Here is a 24,113-nt window from a genome sequence, read left to right on the forward strand (position 1 = left end):
TCGTGCGTTGCGGCCACCGTGCGGAGGCCGTGGATGAGATATCCGCAAGCGGATACCCCACCATACCGGGCGACCACGATATTTACCAATTAAATATCAGAATCAACATCATCCATTTTTTAAATACATTGGAAACCGCCGACCGCGCGATCGGCGTGGCGTGAGCCCGGCGGATCAGCGACCCCGCTGAACCACCAGATCCAGGATGTAGACCCGGGACGAACCATCGGCCGGAGGATGCGGGTCCGTGTACTGCTTGACCCGCACAATGGCGTGTTCGCCGTCCCGATGCGCGTAGCCCTCGATCGGCTGATACAGCAACTGCCAGTCGGCAGCGGGCTGCTGGATCACGCCTGAAGCGTCATAGCGGCGCTCACGCACGCGCAGGCACCGGTGATCGGGGATCAGGGGATGGCTGCAGGCCGCGCGCTCGGGTGCGATCTCAAGGAACACGATCTTGCCCGGGCCGCCGTAGCGCGTCTCGGGCGTGGGCATGCCGGTAAAAACCAGTACGTCCCCGCCGGCCGTGGCCAGGCGCAGCCGGGGCGCCTCCGCACCGCCCTGGACCTCGGCAGCCAGGCGGCCCTTCAGACGCGCGGCGATCTCGGTATCCAGCCGCATCCGTTCCGGAGAGCAGGCTTTCATCGTGCCCGCCAGGCCCTGGACCGTCAGAGCGCCCGCTTCCAGGGTATAGCCGCCGAACTGGGCGTTGCAGCCTCCCGACACATTCAGGGACGTGCCGGAGAACGACAGGCGCAACGGCTGCTGCCCCAGCCCCGCGCGCAAGGCCGCAACGGGCTTGCCCTGGCCGTCCACGGCCTCGCTCAGGTGCCAGCCATACGCGGACAGAGTGGCCACGTCCAGGGCGAGCGTCGCACGGTTGGACGTCACAGGGGCGTGTCCCGCGGCGGCGGGTTCATTCGGCGCCTGGGCGCAGGCGCCGAGCGCCAGAGCCAGGACGGAAACGGCAAGCATCTTTTTCATAGGGTAAACACTGAGTAAAGCAAAACCCCATGATAACAACGGGATGCGTCCGTTTCGCGGACAAAGCGTCAAAAAAGGTCAATCAGGCCCCACGCGCCTGCAGCGCGGCGACGGCGGGCAGCGTCTTGCCTTCCAGAAACTCCAGGAAGGCGCCGCCGCCGGTCGAGATATAGCCGACCCGGTCGGTGATGCCGAATTTGGCGATTGCCGCCAGCGTGTCGCCACCGCCGGCGATGGAAAAGCCGTCGGATTCCGCGATGGCCTGGGCGATCGCCCGGGTACCGCCGGCGAAGGCTTCGAATTCAAACACACCCACCGGGCCGTTCCAGACGATGGTGCCGGCGCGGCGCAATTGATCCGCCAGCGCGGCAGCGGTGCGCGGGCCGATGTCCAGGATCAGATCATCAGGCCCCACGTCGGCGGCGTCCTTCACGGTGGCCGGCGCATCGGCGGCGAAGGTCGTCGCCACCACCACGTCCACGGGGATGGGGACTTCGACGCCGCGCGCCCGCATCGCATCCATCACGGCCTTGGCCTGATCGACCTGCTCGGGCTCGGCCAGCGACTTGCCGATGGGCAGGCCGGCGGCCAGCATGAAGGTGTTGGCGATGCCGCCGCCCACGATCAGTTGATCGACCTTGTCGGCCAGGGACTGCAGGATGGACAGCTTGGTGGAGACTTTCGAGCCGCCGACGATGGCCGCCATCGGACGGCGGGGGGACTGCAGGGCCCGGCCCAGGGCATCCAGTTCGGCTTCCAGCAGCGGGCCGGCGCAGGCCACCGGCGCATGGCGGGCGATGCCTTCGGTGGTGGCCTCGGCACGGTGCGCCGTGCCAAAAGCGTCATTGACGTAGACGTCGCACAGCGTGGCCATGCGGCGCGCCAGTTCGGGATCGTTCTTCTTTTCGCCGGGATTGCAGCGGCAGTTTTCCAGCAGCACGACCTCGCCGGGCGCCACGGCAACGCCGTTGACCCAGTCAGCGGCCAGCCGTACCGGCCGGCCCAGCAATTCAGCCAGGCGTTCGCCGACGGGCTGCAGGGTGTCGTCGGGACCGACCGTGCCTTCCTTGGGACGCCCCAGGTGCGAGGTCACCATCACGGCCGCGCCCGCGTCCAGCGCCAACTGGATCGCCGGCACCGAGGCCCGGATGCGGGTGTCTTCGGTGATGCGCCCCTGGTCCAGGGGCACGTTCAGGTCGGAGCGGATGAAAACGCGCTTGCCCTTCAGGGCGCCGGACTGCGCCAGGCCGGTCAAAGTCTGTATCGTCATGGACGGATTTCCTCGGGAATCGATTCGGGGACGGCACACAGGCGGGGACGTCCGCCAGCGTGGATGCGCCGGATACGACGAGGGCGGGTTGCCCCGCCCCGCGTCATCGTGCGCCGAATGCTTATTTGGCGGCCATCAGGGCCACGGTGGTGTCGAGCATGCGGTTGGAGAAGCCCCACTCGTTGTCGTACCAGGAGCCGACCTTGACCAGATTGCCGGACACCTTGGTCAGGCCCGCGTCCACGGTGCTGGAAGCCGGATCGTGGTTGAAGTCGACCGACACCAGGGGTTCGGTGGTGTAGTTCAGAATGCCCTTCAGCGGGCCTTCGGCGGCGGCCTTGAGGATGCCGTTGACTTCTTCGACCGTGGTCTCGCGCGCCGCCACGAAGGACAGGTCGACGATGGACACGTTGATCGTCGGCACGCGGATCGCGTAGCCGTCGAGCTTGCCGTTCAGTTCGGGCAGCACCAGGCCGACGGCGGAAGCCGCACCGGTCTTGGTGGGGATCATGCTGTGCGTGGCCGAACGCGCGCGGCGCAGGTCGGAGTGATAGACGTCGGTCAGCACCTGGTCGTTGGTGTAGGCGTGCACCGTGGTCATCAGGCCGTTGACGATGCCCAGTTGCTGGTGCAGCGGGTGGACCAGCGGCGCCAGGCAGTTGGTGGTGCACGAGGCGTTGGAGATCACCGTGTCGGTGGCCTTCAGGACCTGGTGATTGACGCCGTAGACGATGGTGGCGTCCACGTCCTTGCCGCCCGGGGCGGAGATGATGACTTTCTTGGCGCCGCCCTTCAGGTGGGCCGAGGCTTTTTCCTTGGAGGTGAAGAAACCCGTGCATTCCAGCACCACGTCCACACCCAGCTCGCCCCAGGGCAGCTTGGCCGGATCACGATCCGCCAGCACGCGGATGCGGTCGCCGTTGACGACCATGTAATCGCCGTCGACCTCGACCTTGCCGGGGAAACGGCCATGCGCCGTGTCGTACTGGGTCAGGTGGGCGTTGGTCTTGGGGTCGCCCAGGTCATTGATGGCAACGATCTGGATGTCGTGCTTCTTGCCGTCTTCGTAGTGGGCACGCAGGATGTTACGGCCGATGCGGCCGTAGCCGTTGATGGCGACGCGAATGGTCATGCAGAATCTCCTTGATTACAAAACCTGTTCGACGGCGGCGGCCACGTGATCAGCCGTCAGCCCGAAATGTTTGAACAGCTCGCCCGCGGGTGCGGACTCACCGTAAGTATCAATGCCCACGACGGCGCCCGTCGTGCCCACGTATTTGTACCAGGTCGTCGTGCCGCCGGCCTCGACCGCCACGCGCGGCAGGCCCGCAGGCAGCACCGAAGCACGCCATTCGGCGTCCTGGGCATCGAAGATCTGGGTGCAGGGCATGGACACCACGCGGGTCGCCACGCCACGCGCGGCCAGACGATCCTGGGCCTGCAGGGCCAGTTCGATTTCAGAACCTGTGGCGATCAGCACGGCGCGCGCGCCCACCATGTCGCGCAACACGTAGCCGCCCCGGGCGATCGCGTCGGTGGTGGCGGCGTCGCGGGCGACGAACGGCAGATTCTGGCGCGACAGCAGCAGCGCCGAAGGCCCGCCGTCGTGCACGGCCATGCCCAGGCTGGCGGGGCGCGCCAGGGCGCATTGCCAGGCAACCGCCGTTTCGGTCGTGTCGCAGGGCCGCCAGACGTGCAGATTGGGGATCAGGCGCAGGCTGCCCGCGTGCTCGATCGACTGGTGGGTGGGACCGTCTTCGCCCAGGCCGATGGAATCGTGGGTAAAGACGTGCACCACGCGCTGCTTCATCAGCGCCGCCATGCGCAGGGCATTGCGGGAATAGTCGGAGAAGGTCAGGAAGGTCCCGCCAAAGGGCAGATAGCCGCCGTGCAGGGCTATGCCGTTCATGATGGCGGCCATGCCGAATTCACGCACGCCGTAATTGATGTGGCGCCCGGACCGGGGCCCCCCGTCGGCGCGACGCACGGGCTCGACGCCCTTCCAGTCGGTGAAATTGGAACCGGTCAGGTCGGCCGAGCCGCCCAGCAGTTCCGGCAGGATTTCCGCGAAGGCGGCGATGGCCTGCTGGGAGGCCTTGCGCGAGGCGATGGACTCGGCCTTGTCCTGGGTGGACAGGACGTAGGCCCGGGCGCGCTCGGCAAAATCGGCCGGCAGCTCGCCCGCCATGCGGCGACACAGCGCGGCCGCCAGTTCGGGATAGGCCTCGGCGTAGCGGTCGAAGCGCGATTGCCATTCGGACTGCAGGTCCGCGCCGCGCGTACGGCCGTCCCAGTAGTGGTAGACCTCGCGCGGGATCTCGAAGGGCGGATGGTTCCAGCCCATGGCCTTGCGCGCAGCGGCGATTTCCTCGGCCCCCAGGGGCGCGCCATGCACCTTTTCGGAACCGGCCTTGGTCGGGGCGCCGCGACCGATGACGGTGCGGCAGCAGATCAGGGTCGGGCCCTGGCCGGCGGCGGCGTGCGCGCGAGCCTGGACGATGGCGGCGTCGATCGCGTTCATGTCATGGCCGTCGACACCACGCAGCACGTTCCAGCCATAGGCTTCGAAGCGCGCCGGCGTGTCGTCGGCGAACCAGGACTGGACTTCGCCGTCGATGGAGATGCCGTTGTCGTCGTAGAACACGATCAGGCGCGACAGGCCCAGCGTGCCGGCCAGCGAGCAGGCCTCGTGCGAGATGCCTTCCATCAGGCAGCCGTCACCGACGAAGGCGTAGGTGTCGTGGCCGATCAGTTCGTGCCCGGGGCGATTGAACTCGCCCGCCAGCAGCGACTGGGCGAGCGCCATGCCGACCGCGTTGGCCAGCCCCTGGCCCAGCGGGCCGGTGGTGGTCTCGACGCCCGGCGTGATGCCGACCTCGGGGTGGCCCGGAGTGCGCGAATGCAGTTGGCGGAACTGGCGCAGTTCTTCGATCGGCAGGTCGTAGCCGGACAGATGCAGCAGCGCATAGATCAGCATCGAGCCGTGGCCGTTGGACAGCACGAAGCGGTCGCGGTCCAGCCAGGCGGGGTCGGCCGGGTTATGACGCAGATGCCGCGTCCACAGCACGTGGGCGATGTCGGCCATGCCCATGGGTGCCCCGGGGTGCCCGGAATTGGCTTGTTGGACGGCATCCATGGCCAGGACGCGAATGGCATCGGCCATGGAAGGATCGGGGGCGGGCAAAGCGCTCATAGGGTCTTGGGGGGCAAGCGCCGCTCGACCGAAGCCATGGCCTCACCGCATACAGAATCACAAAGCTATGGATTTTACCACCCCGCCCGATCCGGTTTATAGTCCCCCGCACCCGCCCAATGGTCATGCCATGTCCCCACCCCGTTTCTTCTGCGAAACCCCGCTGGACGCCGGCGGACGCATCGAACTGCCGACCGCTCTGGCACATCACGCGCTGCGTGTGCTGCGGCTCACGGACGGCGCCCCCATCGTCCTGTTCGACGGCCGGGGCGGCCAGTATCCTGCCGTCCTGCACGTCGAAGGCCGGCATGCCCTGGCCGCCCTGGGCGCGCACGAGGCCGCCGACAGCGAACTGCGCGGTCGCCTGGTCCTGATCCAGGGGCTGGCCTCGGGCGACAAGATGGACTGGATCGTGGAAAAGGCGGTCGAACTGGGCGTGGCCGAGCTGCGCCCCGTCGCAGCCGAGCGCAGCGTCCTGCGCCTGTCCGGCCCCCGCCTGGACAAGCGCCTGGCGCATTGGCGCGCCATCGCCCGGGCGGCCAGCGAGCAATGCGGCCGCAACCGGCTGATGCTCGTCCACCCGCCCGCGCCGCTGGCGGCCTGCCTGGAGGCGGTGGACGGCCCGGCGCTGTTCTGCCATCCCGAAGGCTTGCTGGATTTCCGCACGGCCCTGGCGGACGTGCGCGACGGGCTGACGCTGATGGTCGGCCCCGAGGGCGGCTGGTCGCCGGAGGAACTGGCCCTGGCGCAACGCCGGGGCCTGACGGGCGTGCGCTTCGGCCCCCGGGTGCTGCGCACCGAAACAGCCGGCCTGGCGCTGGCGGCGGCGGCCACGGCACTGCTGGATTGGTAGAAAAAACGGCGCCGAGGCGCCGTTTTTTCTACCCTTGTGGAGAAATCAGGATTCCTCGCGGCCGGAATACGGCGTGGGATCGACGCCCGGCTCGGGCTCGGGATGCGCGCCGGCATGCTGGATGGCGTAGGCAAAGCGGCGTTCGTTGTTCTGGCCGAATTCCACCACGTCGTTGCACACGGCCTGGATGGCCTGGGCGTCCTCGACCAGCGCCGGGTCGCCGGAATGCAGGTGCCGGAACCACAGGAACAGGCCCTCCTTCTGGTCGGTCAGCGTGTCGCACAGGCCGTCGTACAGCGCGTCCAGGTTGCCGCCGAAGTATTCCGGGTAGTCAATGGCCTTGACCACGGCCCGAAGCACCGCGGAACGGTTGCGCGCCCGGTCGCAATCGACGACGAAGGCGGCCAGACCGGCCTCGGTCGCAGCTTCCAGGGCTTCCTGTTCGCTCACCGCCTGGGCATCGACGATGCCCTGCGTCAGCATTTTTTTGATCTGGGCCGGACTCATGCGGACCACTCCTTGAAAAACGCGATGACTTTTTCAGCCTGATTCAAACTGTCTGCCCTGCCCAGCGCAATCAGGCTTCGGGTGTAGCCGGATTCAAACAATAAGTAGGACGCCAGTGCGCCACCCCCTGCCTCGATTCTGCGCGGCGAAACGCCCAGTACACGAAACAGGGTGCGCACAGCGCCCGGCAATTCATCCAGATGATCCAACGCCAGCTCGTCCAGGGACCGGCTGGGCGCGATCATCAGGGTGTGGATGGGTCGCAGTGACTCGCTTTTTAAACGATTTGCAGGGATTCGTGCAAGCAGGGCATTGATCCGCTCCATGCGCTCCATGTCCATGGACACGCCATCGAGAAAAATGTTCGACAGCGTGTGCCCCGCAATCTGGGCCAGATTGGGGTACGGCGGGTCCAGATCACGGATGTCGGGGCTGGTTTCGTCGCTGTAATTGGTGCCGATGACGAAGATGCGCTCGGCCCCCAGATGGATGGCCGGACTGATCGGGGCCAGTTGGCGCATCGAGCCGTCGCCGCACCAGAGCGTGCGCCCGCCCATCAGGATGGCGCGTGCGGGAAAGACGAAGGGAATGGCGCTGGAGGCCATCAGATGGTCCACACCGATCGAACACGTCACGGCACGCCGCAAGGTGCGCGACCAGGGCTGGATGCTCTGCCGGGCCTGATAAAAGGTCAGGTGCTCACCCGTGGTGTAGGCCGTCGCCGTGATCGCCAGGGCGCTCAGGTGGCCGCGATCCAGATTGGTCTGCAGGCGGGAAAAGTTCAGGGTGCGGCTCAACAGACCGGCCAGGGGCTGATTGTCCAGCAGGGAATGCGGCGCGTAGCGGGACAGTTGCGGCCTGATCCAGCCCAGACCCAGCATGCCCAGCCATTGCAGGCCGGTCCGCATCAGCCGCGCCGCGTCCGCATAATAAATGTCATGCGTACGCAGCGCCTGCCACAGGTCGCACAGGTGATCGACGGCACGATGCGGCTGGTGGGCGCGGCAGGCCAGGGCAGCGGCGTTGATGGCCCCCGCCGAGGTGCCGCAAATGATGTCGAAGGGATTACGAAAACCCGGTCTGCGATCCGGGTCCAGCAGTTCCAGCACGCCCGAGAGCACGCCGGCCTGGTAGGCGGCGCGGGCGCCGCCCCCGGTCATGACCAGGCCGACCCGGAGCCGGCCGCCCGCCCCCGCATCGGGAGCGCCGGACGTCACCGCAGAGGCGGGCTCGTCCAGCGATTCCTCAGGCGTGACGCGGCTTGTTGGCATCGACCACGGTCAGCGCGGTCATATTGACGATCCGGCGCACGGTGGAACTGGAGGTCAGAATGTGCACCGGCGCACTGGCGCCCAGCAGGAACGGGCCGACCGCCACATTGCCGCCCGCCGCCGTCTTGAGCAGGTTGTAGGCGATGTTGCCGGCATCCACGCTGGGGCAGACCAGCAGATTGGCCTCGCCATGCAGCGTGGTGGACGGCAGGATGCGTTCGCGCAGCGCCGGGTCCAGGGCGCAGTCGCCGTGCATTTCGCCGTCGATCTCGAGACCGGGGTCGCGTTCGCGCACCAGCGCCAGGGCCTGGCGCATCTTTTCGCCGGAGGACGAACTGCCGGTGCCGAAATTGGAGCGCGACAGCAGCGCGACCTTGGGTTCGATGTTGAGGCGGCGCATTTCCTCCGCTGCCATCAGGGTGATCTCGGCGATCTGGGCCGCATCGGGATTGTCGTTGACGTGCGTGTCCGCCAGCGCCAGGGTGCGCTCTTCCAGGAGCAGGATGTTCATGGCCGCATAGGTGCGGGCGCCGGGCTGCTGGCCCAGGACCTCGTCGATGAAGCGCAGGTGATTTCCATAGGACCCCACCGTGCCGCAGATCATGCCGTCGGCATCGCCCAGGCGCACCATCATTGCACCGATCAGGGTCAGGCGGCGACGCATCTCGACCCGCGCCATTTCCTTGGTGATGCCCCGGCGGCACATCAGTTCCCAGTACGTGTTCCAGTACTGGTGGAAGCGTTCGTCGTGCTCGGGGTTGGTGACTTCGACATCGACCCCCAGGCGAATCCGCAGGCCGTATTTTTCGATGCGATCGGCCAGCACGGCGGGACGGCCGATCAGGATGGGCTTGGCCAGGCGTTCGTCCACCACGATCTGCACCGCGCGCAGCACGCGTTCGTCCTCGCCCTCGGCAAACACGATGCGCGATTTGCCGCCCTCGCGGATCATGGCGCGCGCGGCCGAGAACAGCGGCTTCATGAAGGCGCCGGAATGGTAGACGAACTGCTCCAGCTGACCGGCGTAGCTTTCCAGGTCCGCCAGAGGCCGGGTGGCCACGCCGTCTTCCATGGCGGCCTGCGCCACGGCGGGAGAGATGCGCGCGATCAGGCGCGGATCGAAAGGCTTGGGGATGAAGTAGCTGGGTCCGAAGGACACGTCGTACAGGCCGTAGGCGGCCGCCACGATGTCGTTCTGTTCTTCCCGGGCCAGCTTGCAGATCGCCATGACGGCGGCTTTTTCCATGCCGCGCGTGATGGTGGTCGCCCCCACGTCCAGCGCCCCGCGGAAGATGTACGGGAAGCACAGCACGTTGTTGACCTGGTTGGGGAAGTCGGACCGCCCGGTGGCGATCACGGCGTCGGGCCGCACCGCCAGCGCGTCGGCCGGCAGGATTTCAGGATTGGGGTTGGCCAGTGCCAGCACCAGCGGGCGTGCGGCCATTTTTTCGACCATGTGGGGCTTGAGCACCCCGCCGGCCGACAGGCCCAGGAACACGTCGGCATCGCCGATGATATCGTCCAGCGTACGCGCGTCGGTCTTCTGCGCGAAGCGGGACTTCTTTTCGTCCATCAGGACCGTGCGGCCTTCGTAGACCACGCCCTCGATGTCGGACACCCAGATGTGCTCCAGCGGCAGACCCATGTCCATCATCAGGTCCAGGCAGCCCAGGGCCGCTGCGCCGGCGCCGGACACCACGACCTTGACCTTGGAGACGTCCTTGCCGACGACCTCCAGGCCGTTGATGAAGGCGGCGGTCACGCAGATGGCGGTACCGTGCTGGTCATCGTGGAAGACGGGGATCTTCATGCGCTCGCGCAGCTTCTGTTCGACGTAGAAGCATTCCGGCGCCTTGATGTCCTCGAGGTTGATGCCGCCGAAGGTGGGCTCCAGGCCCGCGATGATGTCCACCAGCTTGTCCGGATCCTGCTCGTTGATCTCGATGTCGAAGACGTCCAGGCCGGAGAATTTCTTGAACAGCACGGCCTTGCCTTCCATCACCGGCTTGGACGCCAGGGGGCCGATGTTGCCCAGGCCCAGCACGGCCGTGCCGTTGGTGATGACGCCGACCAGATTGCCGCGACCGGTATAGCGGAAAGCGTTATGGCTGTCGGCGACGATTTCCTCGCACGCGGCGGCGACCCCGGGCGAATACGCCAGCGCGAGATCCCGCTGGTTCGAAAGCTGTTTGGTGGGGGTGACCGAGATTTTCCCGGGACGGCCGTGCTCGTGATATTCGAGCGCTGCGGCGCGCAAGGATTCGTCCATGATAGAAGCAGCCTTGATACGTGATGGTAATGGGCAGGTGTGCTGCCGACCATTCTAGCCGCTTGCGCCGCCCCGCGGCATGGCGCGGGGCGCATGTGGATCATATGGGCCGGCGCACGCCCCGGCCGCGCGAACGGCACGGGCCGGAAATGCGTGTGAGCAGGCCCTAGAATCGCTGGCCCTGTTCCGGGAAGACGCCGTCGGGGTCGAACAGGGCGCGCACGGCCTGGTCCATGTCCCCCGCCGCCGCATCGGTGCCCGGACGGTGTCCATAGCGCAGTTCGTAGGGGCGTTCAGCCGGAGACCCGGCGCGTTCGTCGAAGACCAGCCATTCGACCCAGCCCAGTTCACCGCCGTGGCCCAGCAGCAGATGCGCCAGATTGATGGTGCCGCCGGCCGCCGGCTGCAGCGCGTCCAGCCGGTAGCGGCCATTCCACAGGCCATCGACCCGCAGTTCGTCAGCGGCGGGCGCCGAGGCGAGTTCGAACAACCGGGGGATCATGCCCTGGACGCGCAGATTGTCCAGCGGTTTGCGGTTGTCCACCCCGAAGGCGCCCAGATTGGCCTGGGTGCCATCGGCCAGCAACACCATCGCATGCACCAGGCCGCTGGCGGCCGTGCCGCCACAATCCCAGTCGCAGCCACGCCGGTCGGCCAGCCAGGCCGCCACCGTCAGATGCGGCGGCTGGTCGCGAAACTGCGGCAGGCCGGCCTGCTCCAGCTCGCCGATCAGGCAGCCAGGCTGCACGAACCACCGCGGATCATCCGGCCCCAGGCGCTCGCAGCGCGCCATCGCGGCCCCCGGCTCGACCCACAGCACGGGGCTGTCGTCCAGCCGGTCGGCCAAGGGCATGCCGTCCAGGGCCAGCGTGACGCCGTGCTCCACGCACAGGGATCGGGCGTGATAAACGTCCTGCATGTGCCCCGGGACCAGCCGGGCGCTGCCGGCTTCCGAGGCAAAGTCGTATACCGTGCCCTGCGCAACACGGCGCAGGCGCGCCAGAAAGGTTTCCCAGGGGGATCGTTCCGTACGGCGGCCGACCAGGAAGGCACGGCGCGAGGAAGACTGCATGGCGGGACTCCGGGGGCGAAGGTCTACAATCGGGCTTTCATTCCGAACAGCACTGCAGGGTTGCACGATGGTCCGACTGGCCGACAGAACCGAACGCACGGCGCCATTCTACGCCGTAGAAGTCCTGAAACAGGCACAGGCCCTCGCGGCCCAGGGGCGCGACATCATCAGCCTGGGCATCGGCGAACCCGACTTCACCGCCCCCGCGCGCGTCCTGGAAACCCTGAATCGGGCGGCCGACGCCGGCCTGAGCGGCTACACCGCGCCCGCCGGCATCCCGGCGCTGCGAGAAGCCATTGCCCACTACTACGGCACGCATTTCGGCGCATCCGTGGACCCGGCCCGCGTCCTGATCACATCGGGCGCCTCAGGCGCCTTGATGCTGGCGGCAATGGCCCTGATCGATCCGGGCGATGAAGTCCTGATGCCCGACCCGTCCTACCCCGCCAACCGCAATTTCATCACGGCCGCCGGCGGGATCACGCGCCTGGTGCCGACCACGGCGGAACACCGGTATCAATTGAGCCCGGAGGACATCGACACCCACTGGGGGCCGACCACGCGCGGCGTGCTGATCGCCTCGCCCAGCAACCCCACCGGCACCTCGATGCCGCGCGAGGCCCTGCGCGACCTGATCGCCGCCGTCCGTGCGCGGGACGGCTTCGTCATCCTGGACGAGATCTACCTGGGCCTGTATTACGACGAGCCGCCGCACAGCGGCCTGACGCTGGACGATGACCTGCTGGTCATCAACAGCTTCTCGAAATACTTCCACATGACGGGCTGGCGGCTGGGCTGGCTGATCGCGCCCGAATCCATGATGCCCGCCCTGGAGCGTCTGGGCGCCAGCCTGGCGATCTGCGCTCCGGCGCTGGCCCAGCATGCGGCGCTCAGTTGCTTCGAACCCGAGGTCATGCAGATCTACGAGCACCGGCGCCTGTCCTTCAAGGAACGGCGCGACTTTCTGCTGCCCGCCTTCGAACGCCTGGGCCTGCGCGTGCCTGCCGCCCCGGACGGTGCTTTCTACATTTTTTCCGACATCCGCGAACTGGACATGGACAGCACGGAATTCTGCCGGCGCCTGCTGCACGAAGCCGGGGTCGCCGCCGTGCCGGGGCTGGACTTCGGCCAGGCCCATGCCCGGCATACCGTGCGATTTTCCTACGCCACCGGCCTGGACCGCCTGCATGAGGCCATCGACCGGATGGCGACGTTCCTGGGGAACCGCTAGCCCCTCGGCCCAAGCCCGCCCGGCACTCAGTCCTTGGGCGGAAGCCCCGAGGCCAGGGCGATGCGGCGGCGTTCCGCCAGCACCCGGGCGCCATAGCCGCCATCACTGGGCCCGGTCGCGCCGACATAGCAGGCCAGGCCGCCCTCGATGCCGCCCCGCCGGCGGACGCAATCGGCCAGGATCTGCGCCCCGACGCGGATGTTGACCACCGGATCGAACGCCGCCGCCGACCCGCCACTGGGCCGCAGCTTTTCCCGGTGCACTCTGGTCATGACCTGCATCAGGCCCTGGGCGCCCACGGCGCTCTCGACGAAAGGGTTGTAGCGCGACTCGATGGCGATCACGGCCAGCAGCAACTGCGGGTCCAGCTTCTGCTCGCGCCCCACCTCGAAAGCGGTTCGGATCAGGGCGCCCGCCACGCTATTGGCAATGCGATATTTGCGCGCCAGATAGCTGCGCAGCGCATGCAACTGAGATTGGGTCACGCCCTGGATCGGCTGATCGCGCAGGCTGGCCGCCAGGGCGCCGGCGAAGGTCATGCGCCCGGTCTCGGCCACAGCCGCCGGGTTGGCCTGGGCCGTCTGACCAGGCTGTCCGGATTGATCCGCCGGCTTCGCCTCGGTGCCAGCAGCAGTGTCAGTGTTAGGGGCCGGCACAGCGGCCGCGTCCGGCGCCCGGGCCGTCGGCGGCAGCGCCCAATCCGACACCTCGCCCTCGTCGTAGGCGGTATCGCCGGCACCATCGGCCTGGAACATCGCCAGCACGACCTCGTGCAACTGCTGCGACTGCTGGCGCATGGATGGCAGCACCAGGCTCAGGCCCAGCGTGGTGAGCACGGCCAGCCCCAGGTAAATGGCGCTGACGTGAACGAATTCTCCGACGGGCCGCAGCACGGCATGCACGCCGTGCCACAGCTGTTCAGGCACGGAGCGCATGAGCACCTCCGGAAACCGCCCGGGCGGGGGGAATGGTAATCTTGGGCACGACGCCACTGTAACCGATCAACGACACTGCCGTGAAATACCGCGACCTCCGGGACTTCATCTCCCAACTCGAACGCCAGGGCCAGCTCAAACGCATCGCGCACCCCGTTTCCACCGCCCTGGAAATGACCGAAATCAGCGACCGGGTCCTGCGGGCCGCTGGTCCTGCCCTGCTGTTCGAACACCCGACGCACGCCGGCCAGGCCTGCGGCACCCCGGTGCTGACCAATCTGTTCGGCACGCCCCAGCGCGTCGCCTGGGGCATGGGCGCCGAAGACGTCTCCGCCCTGCGCGAGACCGGCGAGCTGCTGGCCTCGCTGCGCGAGCCCACGCCGCCCCAGGGCATGCGCGATGCCCTGTCCAAGGTCTCCATGCTGAAGGCGGCCCTGTGGGACATGAACCCCCGGCAGTTGCGCGCCCCGCCCTGCCAGGAAGTCGTCATCGAGGCCCAGGACGTGGACCTGAACGCCCTGCCTCTGCAAAGCTGCTGGCCGGGAGACGTGGCCCCGCTGCTGACCTGGGGTCTGGTGATCACGCGCGGCCCGCGCGCGCGCCGCCAGAATCTGGGCATCTACCGCCAGCAACTGATCGGCCGCAACAAGCTCATCATGCGCTGGCTGTCGCATCGCGGCGGCGCGCTGGATTTCCGCGACCACGCTCTGGCCCACCCCGGCGAGCCCTTCCCGATCGCAGTCGCGCTGGGCGCCGACCCCGCCACCACGCTGGCGGCCGTCACCCCCATTCCCGACAGCCTGTCTGAATATCAGTTCGCCGGCCTGTTGCGCGGTTCCCGCACCGAACTGGCGCCCGCGCTGGGCAGCGGCCTGTCGGTGCCGGCCCACGCCGAAATCATCCTCGAAGGCCACATCCTGCCGGCCTCGGACCCGCGCGCGCGGCGCCCCGACGTGCCCGAAGGGGTCGCCCCGCCGCCGGACACCGGCTACGAGATGGCCCTGGAAGGCCCGTACGGCGATCACACCGGCTACTACAACGAACAGGACTGGTTCCCGGTCTTCACGGTCGAGCGCATCACCCATCGACGCAATCCCATCTATCACAGCACGTATACCGGCAAACCGCCCGACGAACCCGCCGTCCTGGGCGTGGCCCTGAACGAGGTCTTCGTGCCGCTGCTCAAGCGCCAGTTCCCTGAAATCGTGGACTTCCACCTGCCGCCCGAAGGCTGCAGCTACCGTCTGGCCGTGGTCTCGATCCGCAAGCAGTATCCAGGCCACGCCAAGCGCATCCTGTTCGGCCTGTGGAGCGTGCTGCGCCAGTTCATGTACACCAAGTTCATCGTGGTCGTGGACGAGGACATCGATCCCCGGCAATGGTCCGAGGTCATCTGGGCCATGACCACGCGCATGGATCCGGTGCGCGACACCCTGCTGGTGGACAACACGCCGATCGACTACCTGGACTTCGCCTCGCCCGTCTCCGGCCTGGGCGGCAAGATGGGGCTGGATGCAACCAATAAATGGCCGGGCGAGACGGACCGGGAATGGGGCCGCCCGATCCAGATGGCGCCCGAGGTCAAGCAGCGCGTGGACGAAATGTGGGACAGCCTAGGTCTGTAGCTCAGGCATCCGGATCGCGGCTCCGGCGCTTGCCCAGCCACACCAGGCCGGCGATCAGGGCCGTCTTCAGGGCGATGCCGCGCCGCTGGCGGTTGGTCACCACCGAGGTCAGCAGGGACAGCAGCACGGGATAGCGGCGCAGGGCCTGCAGTCCGCCGCCCAGCCAGCCCAGGCCGAACGATCCCAGGCGGTCGCGCACCTGGGCCGCCAGGGCCTCCGGCCGCAATTCGCCGGCCAGCCGGCAGGCACCGCGCCGGACGGCCAGGCGTTCGTAACCGGCACGCATGCGCAGCAGCTCGATGCGCATGCGGCGATCCGCAGCGGATTCTCGCTTGGGGCGGCCTGGGCGATCTCCGAGACGTGTGCTCATAAATCCCCCGTGCGGCCTGCGTCCACGTCGCGGCCTGCATGCCGCTCCGATTCGTCTGGCACAGGGCCGTCCGCAAGGACGGCCCTGAGTCCCGCCTCATCCTCGCGCAGCACCTCGACCGTCACGGAGAACGGGTCCGGATCGTGTTTCAAGCGATGGATCAGCCAGCCGGCCAGCCCCCCGCCCAGCACTGCATACAACAGCGCCAGCAGGCCCAGGGCCAGAAAACGGGATTCGGTCGGCCAGAAATACAGCGCCAGGGCCAGCGTGGCCACCAGCAGCGCCAGCAGCAGAAAAACGGCCGCCGCCAGCAGCGCCGCCAGGCGTAACAACAGGCGGTCGCCGGCGTCCCGGGCCTCCAGCCCGAAAAGTTCCAGGCGCGTGCCGGCCAAGGCGGCCAACTGGGCGGCCAGGTCGGAGAACGCGCGGCTGATCGGTCCCATGAGGATCAGAATCAGCGGCGGGACAGCAGCGCGCCCAGCAGCAGACCGGCCACGCCGGCGATCCCGACAGCCTTCCAGGGATTGGCCTGGACGTATTCGTCGGTGTCATGAGCGACCTTGCGCCCCTGCTCCATCAGGCTGGCCTGGGTTTCGGACAGGGCCTCGCGCCCCTTATCCAGCGCCGTCAGCGCCCGGGCGCGCAGGTCGGCGGCCTTGTCCCCCGTGGCATCGGCCGCCTCGCGCAAGAGTTTTTCGGCCTGATCCAGACTGGACTTCAGGTCTTCAATCAACGCGTCTCCCGCGGATTGAGTGGCGATTTGCTTGCGAGTGGCCATGGACAACTCCTGTCAAACGGAATAAGGAACCTTCATCCTACATGATCCGGGAAAACCCGATGTATCAAAACATGAGACGCATGCGGCAGATCAAGACCGCAACCCCATCAATCCGTCTTCTGGCGCGTACCGAAGATGCGGTCCCCGGCATCGCCCAGACCGGGGATGATATAGCCGTGCTCGTTCAAGTGATCGTCGATGGAGGCGGTGTAGATGTGCACGTCGGGATGGGCGCGCTCGACGGCCGCGATGCCTTCGGGCGCAGCCACCAGCACCAGGGCACGCACGGTGCGGGCGCCGGCCTGCTTGAGCATGTTGATGGTGGCCACCATGGACCCGCCCGTGGCAAGCATGGGATCGACGATCAGCGCCAGACGCTGGTCCAACTGGCCGACGAGCTTTTCCAGGTAGGGCTGGGCCTGCAGAGTTTCCTCGTTGCGCGCGATGCCCACCGCGCTGACCTTGGCGCCCGGAATCAGCGTCAGCACGCCGTCCAGCATGCCGATACCGGCGCGCAGGATGGGCACCACGGTGACTTTTTTCCCGGCCAGCTTCTCGACGTCGATCTCGCCCGCCCAGCCGTTGATGCGCGCGGGCTCCAGCGGCAGGTCCTTCGTGGCCTCGTAGGTCAGCAGCGCACCAATCTCCTGAGCCATTTCGCGGAAATTCTTGGTGCTGAGGTCCGCCCGCCGCATCAGGCCCAGCTTGTGACGGATCAGGGGATGGCGGATTTCATGAATGGGCATGGCGGCTCGATCGTCCAGGACAGGTTGGCATGCAGTGTAACTCGCCGGACACCAGGCCAGGCCCCTAGAAAACCTCGAACAGCGCAGCCGCCCCCATGCCCCCGGCAATGCACATCGTCACGACGGCGTACCGTGCCTTGCGGCGCCGGCCTTCCAGCAGCACGTGACCCGCCAGCCGGGCGCCCGTCATGCCGAAGGGATGACCGAGGGCAATGGCCCCGCCATTGACGTTCAGCCGTTCCGAGGGAATGCCCAGACGCCGCTGACAATAGAGCGACTGGGACGCGAAGGCCTCGTTGAGTTCCCACAGGTCGATGTCCTCGATCTTCAGCCCGTGCCGCTCCAGCAGACGCGGCACGGCGAAGACCGGGCCGATCCCCATTTCATCCGCCTCGCAGCCCGCAATGGCGAAGCCCCGGAAGGCCCCCAGAGGCGACAGGCCCAGACGCTCGGCTTCCCGGGCCTCCATCAGCACGCAGGCCGAAGCTCCGTCCGAAAGCTGAGACGCATTGCCGGCCGTGACGAATTGATCCGGCCCTCGGACCGGAGCCAGCGCCGCCAGAGCCTCGTAGGTCGTGCCGGGCCGGTTGCAGGTATCGGCCGCCACCGTGACCTCACGGTGGCTGACCACCCCGGTCGCCTTGTCGACGACGGCCATGGTCGTCGCACACGGCACGATTTCCTCGGCATACCGGCCCGCCTGCTGAGCCTCGTGGGCACGGCGCTGGCTTTCGACGGAAAAGCGGTCCTGGTCCTCGCGGCCGATGCCGTAACGCGCCGCCACGATGTCGGCGGTTTCCAGCATGCTCATGTACAACGCCGGGTAATGCGCTTCGATCCAGGGGTCCAGTGTCGGGTCCGGCGCGCCCTGCGCGGGCCGGCGCAGCAGCGAGATGCTTTCGGCACCGCCGGCGACGACCGCCTGGGTGCCGCCGGCGATGGCCCCCGCCGCTGCGGCAATCGCCTGCAGGCCCGAGGCGCAGAACCGGCTCACGGTCTGCCCCGCCACCGAGACGGGCAATCCGGCCCGGATGGCGGCTTGGCGGCCCAGGTTGCGGCCCGTGGCGCCTTCGGGATAACCGGTACCCAGGATCACATCCTCGATCCGTCCCGGATCGATCCCGGCGCGATCCACGGCCGCCCGCACGGCGAAGGCGGCCAGCGCCGGCCCCGGCGTCAGATTGAATTCACCCCGATGCGACTTGGTGAGCGGCGTACGCGCGGTGGCAACGATGACGGCTTCACGCATGGAGACTTCCTTCAGATCCGGTTCAGACTGGCAAAATCGCGGTTCTGCTCGACCAGTTGCAGCAACAAGGGCGAGGGCTGCCAGAACAGCGGGTCGTCCTGGGCGTACGACCGGATGTCGGCCAGGATCGCCGCCAGCCCCACGGTATCGCCGTAGTGCATCGGCCCGCCCAGATGCCGCGGAAAACCGTAGCCATGCAACAGCACGGCATCGACGTCCAGCGGGCGCAGCGCGATGCCTTCATGCACGACGTTGGCGCCCTCATTCACCATCGCAGCCATGTAGCGGCGCACGATTTCCTGTTCGTCGAAGGCGCGCGGCGTCGCGCCCGCACGGGCACGCTCGGCCTCGACGATGGCCAGGACCTCGGGATCTTCGGTCCCGACGCGCGCACCCGGTTCATAGAGGTACCAGCCGCGCCCGGTCTTCTGCCCGAACCAGCCTCGTTCGCACAGGCGGTCGGCGATCTGCACGTAGCGCGCACGCGGATCACGCGTCGCCGCCTGGCGCTTGCGCATGGCCCAATTGATGTCGCCGCCGGCCAGGTCATAGACCTGGAACGGCCCCATGGGAAAGCCCAGGCCGCGCACGGCGGCGTCGATGGCGTAGGGCGAGGCGCCGTCCTCCATCATGACGTTGGCCGCCTGGCGGTAAGCAGCCAACATCCGGTTGCCGATAAAGCCGTCGCAGATCCCGGCGCGCACCGGAATCTTGCCCAGCCGCTTGGCCAGGTCAAAGGCGCTGGCGACCACGTCGGCGGCGACCTTCGCGGGCACGACGATCTCCAGCAGTTTCATCACGTGGGCGGGCGAAAAGAAATGCAGGCCGATGACGTCGGCGGGCCGCGAGGTGCCGGCCGCGATGACGTCCACGTCCAGGTAGGACGTATTGGTGGCCAGAATGGCGCCCGGCCGGCAAACACGGTCCAGTTCAGCAAACACCGCCTGCTTGACCGCCATGTCCTCGAAGGCGGCTTCGATCACCAGATCGACGTCCCGCAGCGCGGCATAGTCCGCCGAGCCGTCGAAGCGCGCCAGCGCGGCGTCGCGGTCTTCGGCCGGCAGGCGCTTGCGCGCCACCAGCCCGTCCAGGATCGCTTCGACGTTGGCGCGACCCCGCTGGACCCCGGCGGCGTCGCGCTCCACCTGGGTGACCTGATAGCCGGCTCGCAGGGCCGCCACGGCGATGCCCGCACCCATGGTGCCGCCGCCGACCACGCCGATGGCCCGGATGGCGCGAGGCACGGCCGCCTCAGCCTCCGGCACCCGGGCCACTTCGCCCTCGGCGAACGCCGCGTGGGCCAGCCCGGCGCGCCGCGCGTCATCCATTTCATCCGGAATCATCGGATCGGACATACTCGGCCTCAGTCGGGAATGACGGCGGTGACTTCGATCTCGACCTTGGCGCGGTCCTCGATCAGTGCGGCGACTTCGACGGCGGTCATGGCGGCGTTGAAGCTGCCGATGAGCTCGCGAAACGCCTTGCCGATCTCCGGATAGGCCGCGACGTATTCATTCTTGTCGGTCACGTACCAGGTCATGCGGACGATGTGTTCGGGCTTGGCGCCGGCCTCGTGCAGCACTTCGACGATATTCTGCAGCGCCTGGCGCACCTGTCCGGCCATGTCGTCCGTATGGAACACGCTGTGAGCGTCCCAGCCGATCATGCCCGCCACGAACACCATGCGGCCGCGCACGGCCACGCCATTGGAATAACCCTTGGGACGCGGCCAGCCGGGAGGAAGCAGGATTTGCATGAGAATTCTCCTTATCGAAACAACGAAACGAAACTACAGCCTAAAGCGGGAAAGTGGGAAAAATGGCCCCTGGGCGCTGCCTCAGACCGCCGGGGTGGACGCCGCCAGTGCGGCACGCACGTCCTCGGGCAAGGCGATGGCGCGGTGCGCGTCCAGATCCGTAAACACCAGAACCTGACGCGAAGCGACCCGCAGAACCCCGTCTCCACGGGCCTCCAGCGCCAGCGTCAGCGACTTGCCACCGATCCGTTCGACGGCCACGCTGAACGTCAGGGTCTCCCCCATCCGGGCGATGGCGCGAAAATCGCATTCCAGACGCACGATGGGCAGGCCGATGCGGCGCGGCCCCAGCATGTCCGCATAGGAAATACCCAGCCCTTCGGTGAACCAGTCCTCGACCAGTTGATTGAACAGCACGAGGTATTGGGGAAAGAACACGATGCCGGCCGGATCGCAATGCGAGAACCGGATCCGGTAATCACGTTCGAAGCGCGCAGCGGGCGGGCCGCCCGCGACATCCTGGGAAAGGCCGCGCGGCGCTTGCATCGACGGGTCAGCCATCCTGCAACCTCTGCTTCAGTGCCTCGCGCGAAAGCGTGGCCATGCCCAGACCTTCCAGGCTGCGAGGCCCGCTGCGCAAGTCGCGCCCCAGGAAGGCGCCCACCAGCGCCAGCAAACCGTGCGCGACGGGCGCATCCACCCCCGCGTAGCGCGCCGCCGAGGCCAGGAAGCACAAGCCCGTCTCCGTATCCTCGGTGATGTAGCGGTGGCTGTACAAATCGATGTGCTCGCGCCAATCACCCGATTCGACCAGTTGCCGGTGCGAATCCCCGTACATCCAGCGGTCATTGAGATAGTGATCGGACAAGGGGTAGTGCGGACCCGCATAGTCCAGGGCTTCCCGCACCGCGATCCGCTCCTGATCCAGCCGATCCGTGACAGCGCGCACGGCCCGCTGCGTGCCTTCGTTGTGAATGTCCCAGCGCTCGAAGTGCTGCAACGGCGCCGCGTTCATGACCATCAGCGGCGGATGGATCACGGGGCCGGCATTCATCAGGGCGCCGGACAGCGCATCGCCACAGGCATGCACCGCAGGATAAGCCCGGCGGATCACCTCGATCGCATGCGCCTCCCGACGTTGCGGATAGACCCCGGTCGGCAGGCGCACGGCGCGCATGGTGATGCGGACCTCCCGGGGCCCCTGCTTGCGGGCCAGATAAGGCAGCGTGCCGGTTTCAGCCCAGGCCACGTCCGCCCGGCAGCCCGCCTCGCGCACGAGCCCCGCCATCACGTAGCTGCCGAACGTGCCTGGCGGCAGAAAAACCACCTGGCCGTCCGACAAATGCGGCGCCATGGCGCGGGCGATGTCCGCCTGCGCCGTGGCCGGCACCGGCGCCACGATGAGCTCGGCACCGCGCACCACCGGAGCGATATCGGCCGACACCTGGGCCAGCCGCACTTCGCGCAGTCCGGCCTGGTCTTTCAACAGCAGACCCTGCGCCGCTTCCGCCAGCGCCTGCGCATCGCGCCGCCACAAGCGGACCTCGTGCCCCGCTTCGGCCAGGTCGGCCGCTGCGGCGTAACAGCCATTGCCGCCACCCAGTATCGCAATCTTCATTGCACGCTCCTCTACCGATCCGGATCAGGCCGAGCCTGCAGCCGCCTGGATCGCCTTCTCCCGTGCGAAATTGCTTTCCATCTGGACCTTGGCCGTACGGTATTGCTTCGGCCACGCCACGCCGGCATAGCCGATCTTGGCCGCTTCGGTCAGCGTCCAGGCCGGATTGGCCAGGTGCGGACGCGCCACCGCGCACAGATCGGCCCGGCCTGCGGCCAGGATGCTGTTGACGTGATCGGCCTCGCTGATCGCGCCCACCGCGATCGTGGCAATGCCGACTTCCTGTCGAATCCGGTCCGCAAACGGCGTCTGGAACATGCGCCCGTAGGTGGGCTTTTCCCGCTTGCTCACCTGACCGGAGGACACGTCGATCATGTCGGCACCGGCCTGCTTGAAGGCGCGCGCGATCTCCACGGCGTCTGCGGGCGTGATGCCGCCCTCGACCCAGTCATGCGCGGAAATACGCACCGACATCGGCTTGTCCTGGGGCCAGACCGCACGCACCGCCTCGAAGACTTCCAGCGGATAGCGCAGCCGGTTGGCCAGCGAACCGCCGTACTCGTCCGTGCGCTGGTTGGTCAGCGGCGAGATGAAGGCCGACAGCAGGTAGCCGTGGGCGCAGTGCAGTTCCAGCCAGTCTGCGCCGGCCTCGTCGGCGGCACGCGCCGAATCCACGAACTGCGCCTTGACCGTCGCCAGTTCGGCCGGCGTCATGGCCCGCGAGACCTGGCTGACACCCTCCAGATATTGCTGCGGCGAGGCCGAGATCAGAGGCCAGTTGCCCTCGGTCAGGGGCTGGTCAATGCCTTCCCAGGCCAGACGCGTCGAAGCCTTGGCGCCCGCGTGACCGATCTGGATGCCGAACTTGGCATCGGTATTGTCGTGGATCCAATCGGCGATCCGCTTGAACGCCGCCGTGTGTTCCGGCTTGTACAGACCCGGGCAGCCCGGGGTGATGCGGCCCTCGGGGCTGACGCAGGTCATCTCGGCGAACACCAGGCCCGCGCCGCCCTGGGCGCGTGCGCCCAGGTGCACCAGGTGGTAATCGCCCACCGTGCCGTCCTCGGCCGAATACTGCGCCATCGGCGAGACCACGACGCGGTTCTTCAGCGTCAGGCCGCGCACCGTCCAGGGCGTGAACATCGGCGGCGGGACATGACCGGCGACTGCGGGCACGTTGGCGTGCTCGGCAAACCAGCGTTCGTAGCCTTCCAGCCATTCCTTGTCGCGCAGCCGCAGGTTTTCATGACTGATGCGCTGGCTGCGCGTCAGCATGGAATACATGAATTGCTCGGGCTCGAACTGGTCGCAATAGCGTTCGCCGCAGACCTCGAACCACTCCATTGCGTTCCAGGCCGCGTTCTGCAGGCGCAGGGTCTCGATGCGTCGGGCTTCCTGGTAGGCCGTCAGCACTTCGGGGATGTGCGCGGCATCGTCGCCCAGAAGCTGGAACTGGCGCGTGAGTTCGATCGCGTCCTCGATCGCCAGCTTGGTGCCCGAGCCGATCGCGAAGTGCGCCGTGTGCACCGCGTCGCCCATCAGCACGACGTGGCTGCCGTGCTTGTTCTTCAACCACCAATGCTCGCACACCACGCGCTGGAAGTTCAGCCACGCCGCGCCGCGCTGGTGACGCGCGTTGGTCATCAGTTTGGCGCCTTCCAGATTGCCCTCGTTGAACAACTGCTCGCAGAAAGCGATCGACTGCGGCTGATCGGCCTTGTCCAGACCGTGGGCTTTCCAGACGTGCTCGGGGCATTCGACGATGAAGGTGGTGGTGTTTTCGTCGAACTTGTAAATGTGCGCCTGGAACCAGCCGTGCTCGGTCTTGCGGAAGTCGAAGGTGAAGGCGTCGTAGAGCTTGTTCGTGCCCAGCCAGATGTAGCGGTTCGGGCGGACGACGATGTCCGGCTGAAAGACCTCGGCGTACTTGTCGCGCATCTTGGAGAAGATGCCGTCGCTGGCGATGATCAGGTCTGCGTCCGGATAGTCCTCGTCGGAGTCCACCTCGGTCTCGAAGACCAGCTTGACCCCCAGTTGCTCACAGCGCGCCTGCAGGATGTTCAGCAGCTTTTTGCGGCCAATGCCCACGAAACCGTGGCCGCCCGAGCGAATGGTGCGACCCTTAAAGAGCAGATCGATGTCGTCCCAGTGGTTGAAGGCTTCCTGGATCTCGTCGGCCGTCTCACGGTCCCACTGGCGCATATTGTCCATGGTCGCGTCGGAGAACACGACCCCCCAGCCAAACGTGTCATACGGGCGATTGCGCTCGACGACGGTGACGTCGTGCCCCGCGTTCAATTTCTTCATGAGCAAGGCCAGATACAGGCCCGCGGGCCCACCACCGATGCAAACGATCTTCATCTCGTCTCTCCTGCTGTCGTAGAAA

General features: G+C 67.3%; 21 protein-coding genes and 1 pseudogene. 3 read left to right on the plus strand and 19 right to left on the minus strand.

Annotated elements, in window-relative coordinates:
* Positions 1-174 precede the first annotated feature (174 nt).
* The 4 genes from WA983_RS13410 to tkt form a co-directional block, all read right to left on the minus strand.
* A complete protein-coding gene (locus WA983_RS13410) occupies positions 175-975 on the minus strand; it encodes a DUF4377 domain-containing protein (protein WP_424312179.1) in 801 nt (266 codons plus the stop codon).
* A 91-nt stretch (positions 976-1,066) separates the two neighbouring features.
* Positions 1,067-2,254, minus strand: a complete 1,188-nt coding sequence (locus tag WA983_RS13415) for a phosphoglycerate kinase (RefSeq protein ID WP_424312180.1) — start codon at positions 2,252-2,254, stop codon at positions 1,067-1,069.
* Between the two features lie 121 nt (positions 2,255-2,375).
* Positions 2,376-3,386 (minus strand): type I glyceraldehyde-3-phosphate dehydrogenase, encoded by a 1,011-nt coding sequence (gene gap, locus WA983_RS13420; protein ID WP_424312181.1) that lies wholly within the window; start codon positions 3,384-3,386, stop codon positions 2,376-2,378.
* Between the two features lie 15 nt (positions 3,387-3,401).
* On the minus strand, positions 3,402-5,447 hold the full coding sequence (gene tkt / locus WA983_RS13425) for a transketolase (RefSeq protein ID WP_424252226.1): 2,046 nt from the start codon (positions 5,445-5,447) through the stop codon (positions 3,402-3,404).
* Positions 5,448-5,577: 130 nt separating this feature from the next.
* Here tkt and WA983_RS13430 point away from each other — a divergent pair, with 130 nt between their 5' ends.
* On the plus strand, positions 5,578-6,300 hold the full coding sequence (locus WA983_RS13430) for a 16S rRNA (uracil(1498)-N(3))-methyltransferase (protein WP_424312182.1): 723 nt from the start codon (positions 5,578-5,580) through the stop codon (positions 6,298-6,300).
* A gap of 45 nt (positions 6,301-6,345) precedes the next feature.
* On the opposite strand, the gene WA983_RS13435 is transcribed toward WA983_RS13430, so the two are convergent.
* The 4 genes from WA983_RS13435 to WA983_RS13450 form a co-directional block, all read right to left on the minus strand.
* Positions 6,346-6,807: a barstar family protein gene (locus WA983_RS13435; RefSeq protein ID WP_424248074.1), complete on the minus strand. Its 462-nt coding sequence runs from the start codon at positions 6,805-6,807 to the stop codon at positions 6,346-6,348.
* Positions 6,804-8,078 carry a patatin-like phospholipase family protein gene (locus WA983_RS13440; RefSeq protein WP_424312183.1) on the minus strand — a complete coding sequence of 425 codons (1,275 nt, stop codon included), beginning with the start codon at positions 8,076-8,078 and terminating at the stop codon, positions 6,804-6,806. Before WA983_RS13440 ends, WA983_RS13435 begins: the two co-directional genes overlap by 4 nt.
* The gene (locus tag WA983_RS13445; protein WP_424248471.1) at positions 8,053-10,347 is read right to left on the minus strand and encodes an NADP-dependent malic enzyme; all 2,295 of its coding nucleotides are present in this window, start codon (positions 10,345-10,347) and stop codon (positions 8,053-8,055) included. The genes WA983_RS13440 and WA983_RS13445 overlap by 26 nt, the downstream gene beginning before the upstream one ends.
* 166 nt (positions 10,348-10,513) lie before the next feature.
* The gene (locus WA983_RS13450; protein WP_424248473.1) at positions 10,514-11,419 is read right to left on the minus strand and encodes a hypothetical protein; all 906 of its coding nucleotides are present in this window, start codon (positions 11,417-11,419) and stop codon (positions 10,514-10,516) included.
* Between the two features lie 67 nt (positions 11,420-11,486).
* On the opposite strand from WA983_RS13450, the gene WA983_RS13455 reads away from it, so the two are divergent.
* The gene (locus tag WA983_RS13455) at positions 11,487-12,650 is read left to right on the plus strand and encodes a pyridoxal phosphate-dependent aminotransferase (RefSeq protein ID WP_424248475.1); all 1,164 of its coding nucleotides are present in this window, start codon (positions 11,487-11,489) and stop codon (positions 12,648-12,650) included.
* 26 nt (positions 12,651-12,676) lie between these two features.
* On the opposite strand, the gene WA983_RS13460 is transcribed toward WA983_RS13455, so the two are convergent.
* Positions 12,677-13,585 carry a transglycosylase SLT domain-containing protein gene (locus WA983_RS13460; RefSeq protein ID WP_424248476.1) on the minus strand — a complete coding sequence of 303 codons (909 nt, stop codon included), beginning with the start codon at positions 13,583-13,585 and terminating at the stop codon, positions 12,677-12,679.
* 80 nt (positions 13,586-13,665) lie between these two features.
* Between WA983_RS13460 and ubiD the strand changes: the two genes are divergently transcribed.
* Positions 13,666-15,210, plus strand: a complete 1,545-nt coding sequence (gene ubiD / locus WA983_RS13465) for a 4-hydroxy-3-polyprenylbenzoate decarboxylase (RefSeq protein ID WP_424248477.1) — start codon at positions 13,666-13,668, stop codon at positions 15,208-15,210.
* 1 nt (position 15,211) lies between these two features.
* Here the strand turns inward: ubiD and WA983_RS13470 are convergent, their stop codons facing one another.
* The 10 genes and pseudogenes from WA983_RS13470 to WA983_RS13515 all read right to left on the minus strand — a co-directional run bounded on the left by WA983_RS13470 (position 15,212) and on the right by WA983_RS13515 (position 24,088).
* On the minus strand, positions 15,212-15,517 hold the full coding sequence (locus tag WA983_RS13470) for a hypothetical protein (protein WP_424248478.1): 306 nt from the start codon (positions 15,515-15,517) through the stop codon (positions 15,212-15,214).
* Positions 15,518-15,576: 59 nt separating this feature from the next.
* Positions 15,577-16,023: a phage holin family protein gene (locus tag WA983_RS13475; RefSeq protein ID WP_424248480.1), complete on the minus strand. Its 447-nt coding sequence runs from the start codon at positions 16,021-16,023 to the stop codon at positions 15,577-15,579.
* An 11-nt stretch (positions 16,024-16,034) separates the two neighbouring features.
* Positions 16,035-16,358 carry a DUF883 family protein gene (locus tag WA983_RS13480; RefSeq protein WP_424248482.1) on the minus strand — a complete coding sequence of 108 codons (324 nt, stop codon included), beginning with the start codon at positions 16,356-16,358 and terminating at the stop codon, positions 16,035-16,037.
* 107 nt (positions 16,359-16,465) lie between these two features.
* Positions 16,466-17,104 carry a uracil phosphoribosyltransferase gene (gene upp, locus WA983_RS13485; RefSeq protein WP_424248484.1) on the minus strand — a complete coding sequence of 213 codons (639 nt, stop codon included), beginning with the start codon at positions 17,102-17,104 and terminating at the stop codon, positions 16,466-16,468.
* 64 nt (positions 17,105-17,168) lie between these two features.
* On the minus strand, positions 17,169-18,353 hold the full coding sequence (locus tag WA983_RS13490; protein WP_424248486.1) for an acetyl-CoA C-acyltransferase: 1,185 nt from the start codon (positions 18,351-18,353) through the stop codon (positions 17,169-17,171).
* 11 nt (positions 18,354-18,364) lie between these two features.
* Positions 18,365-19,681: pseudogene (locus tag WA983_RS13495) on the minus strand (3-hydroxyacyl-CoA dehydrogenase NAD-binding domain-containing protein); the annotation flags it as partial.
* A 35-nt stretch (positions 19,682-19,716) separates the two neighbouring features.
* Positions 19,717-20,109, minus strand: a complete 393-nt coding sequence (locus WA983_RS13500) for a RidA family protein (RefSeq protein ID WP_424248488.1) — start codon at positions 20,107-20,109, stop codon at positions 19,717-19,719.
* Between the two features lie 81 nt (positions 20,110-20,190).
* Complete coding sequence (locus tag WA983_RS13505; protein ID WP_424248514.1) at positions 20,191-20,655, minus strand: acyl-CoA thioesterase; 465 nt, start codon at positions 20,653-20,655, stop codon at positions 20,191-20,193.
* A 7-nt stretch (positions 20,656-20,662) separates the two neighbouring features.
* Positions 20,663-21,727: an NAD/NADP octopine/nopaline dehydrogenase family protein gene (locus WA983_RS13510; protein ID WP_424248490.1), complete on the minus strand. Its 1,065-nt coding sequence runs from the start codon at positions 21,725-21,727 to the stop codon at positions 20,663-20,665.
* A gap of 24 nt (positions 21,728-21,751) precedes the next feature.
* Positions 21,752-24,088 (minus strand): bifunctional salicylyl-CoA 5-hydroxylase/oxidoreductase, encoded by a 2,337-nt coding sequence (locus WA983_RS13515; RefSeq protein WP_424248492.1) that lies wholly within the window; start codon positions 24,086-24,088, stop codon positions 21,752-21,754.
* Positions 24,089-24,113 lie beyond the last annotated feature (25 nt).

The sequence above is a fragment of the Castellaniella sp. genome (assembly GCF_049650445.1).
Classification (GTDB): domain Bacteria; phylum Pseudomonadota; class Gammaproteobacteria; order Burkholderiales; family Burkholderiaceae_B; genus Castellaniella.